At 64.9% G+C, this 2288-nt stretch carries 1 protein-coding gene; it reads left to right on the top strand.

Translation table 11 applies throughout. The features are described from left to right. The first annotated feature begins 211 nt into the window (after positions 1-211). Positions 212-2176: a M2 family metallopeptidase gene (locus G5A07_RS21075; protein WP_100446380.1), complete on the top strand. Its 1965-nt coding sequence runs from the start codon at positions 212-214 to the stop codon at positions 2174-2176. Positions 2177-2288: the final 112 nt, after the last annotated feature.

Genomic DNA, 2288 nt, shown 5'->3' with positions numbered 1-2288 from the left:
TCGAGCCCCCATGGATGGGTTCACGGCGTGTCCTGCAAGTCCACACCGCCCCGCCAAACCAAGAATAGTCCGCTGTTGCTGTTGCTTCGGCCTTTGCCCTTGCTTGAAAGCCTCTGCGGGTGCCGGGCGCCGCCCGGCCGACTTCCGCCACTTGCGGTGGCAGCGACGGCCCACTAGCCTTCGGCCGTCGTTCACCACCCAAGGACCGCCCGTGAAACACCGTCATCTCCTGCTGGCCTCGGCAGTCGCCGTCGCCACGCTGGCCCTGGCCGCCTGCAAGAAGGAAGCTGCCCCAGGCACCGATACCGCCAGCAGCAGCGCCCCGGCCGGCGAAACCGCCGACCAGTTCGTGGCCCGCATCAATGCCGAATTCAAGGCCGCCTACCCGGAGATGACCTCGGCGCAGTGGCTGTCCTCCACCTACATCAACAGTGACTCCGAACGCATCGCGGCCAAGGCCAACGAGCGCTCGCTGACCCAGCTCAACAGCTGGATCGAGCAGGCCGCCAAGTTCGATGGCAAGCCGATGAGCGAGGACAGCAAGCGCGCGATCCACCTGCTGAAACTGATGTCCTCGATGCCGGCGCCACGCGATCCGGCCAAGCTGGCCGAGCTGACCCAGATCGCCACCCGCATGGAAGGCAGCTACGGTGCCGGCAAGTACTGCACCGACGCCAACGATCCCAACTCCTGCCGCCAGCTGGGCGAGCTGGAACAGGTGCTGGCACGCAGCCGCGATTACGACAAGCAGCTCGACGCCTGGCAGGGGTGGCACAGCACCACCAAGAGCATGCGCGGCGACTACCAGAAGTTCGTCGGCCTGGTGAACGAAGGTGCCAAGGGCATGGGCTTCACCGATGCCGGCCAGATGTGGCGCAGCGGCTACGACATGCCGCCGGAGCAGATCGGCCCGGAAACCGATCGCCTGTGGGAACAGGTCAAGCCGATGTACGAGCAGCTGCACTGCTACGCACGCGGCAAGCTGGACAAGACCTACGGCAAGGACAAGGCCGAAGTGGGCAACGGCCTGATCGCCGCGCACCTGCTGGGCAACATGTGGCAGCAGGACTGGTCGAACCTGTGGGACCAGCTGGAACCGTATCCGGGCGCTGGCAGCCTGGACATCACCGCAGCGCTGGAAAAGCAGTACCAGACCAACCTGAGCGCGGCGCTGGCCAAGGCCGGCAAGGACGCCAACGTGGCCGCCCAGTACAAGGCGCAGCGTGAGGCCGAACTGCGTACCGCCAAGCAGATGACCGAGCGCGCGCAGGACTTCTACGTGTCGCTTGGCATGCCGTCGCTGCCGCAGTCCTATTGGGAAAAGACCCAGTTCATCAAGCCTGACGACCGCGACGTGGTCTGCCACGCCAGCGCCTGGGACATGAACATGGAAGGCGACGTGCGCACCAAGATGTGCATCAAGCCGAACGAAGAGAACTTCACCACCATCTACCACGAGCTGGGCCACATCTATTACGACCTGGCCTACAACCCGCTGCCGCCGCTGTTCCAGGGCGGTGCCAACGATGGCTTCCATGAAGCAATCGGCGACACCATCGTGCTGGCGATGACGCCCAAGTACCTCAGCTCGATCGGCTTGGTCGATGCGCCGACCGAAAGCCGCGAGGCGGTCATCAACAACCAGATGCGCATGGCGCTGTCGGGCGTGTCGTTCCTGCCGTTCGGGCTGATGATCGACCGTTGGCGCTGGGGCGTGTTCGATGGCTCGATCACCGCCGACAACTACAACAAGGCGTGGTGGGACCTGAAAGCCAAGTACCAGGGCGTGGCGCCGGCCGCCACCCGTGGCGAAGAGTTCTTCGATCCGGGCGCGAAGTACCACGTGCCGGGCAACACCCCTTACACCCGCTACTTCCTGGCGCGCATCCTGCAGTTCCAGTTCTACAAGGGCCTGTGCGACGCGTCCGGCTACAAGGGCCCGCTGCATGAGTGCACCTTCTACGGCAACAAGGAAGCCGGCCAGAAGTACTGGGCAATGCTGAGCAAGGGTGCCAGCCAGCCGTGGCAGGCCACGCTGAAGGAACTGACCGGCACCGACAAGCTCGATGCCGGCCCGATGATCGAGTACTTCACTCCGGTCAACGAGTGGCTGAAGCAGCAGAACGAAGGCCAGATGTGCGGCTGGCAGGCCAACGCGGCCCCGGCAGCAAAATGAGAAAAGGGGCGGGTCCGCGAGGATCCGCCCCTGATGTTTCCGGTAGCGCCGGGCCATGCCCGGCGGCTCTTCATCGCACCGCTGCGCTCGCCGGGCATGGCCCGGCGCTACC

The sequence above is a fragment of the Stenotrophomonas sp. AS012628 genome (assembly GCF_010608305.1).
Lineage (GTDB): Bacteria > Pseudomonadota > Gammaproteobacteria > Xanthomonadales > Xanthomonadaceae > Stenotrophomonas > Stenotrophomonas geniculata.
This window is presented reverse-complemented; position numbering and strand designations above follow the sequence as displayed.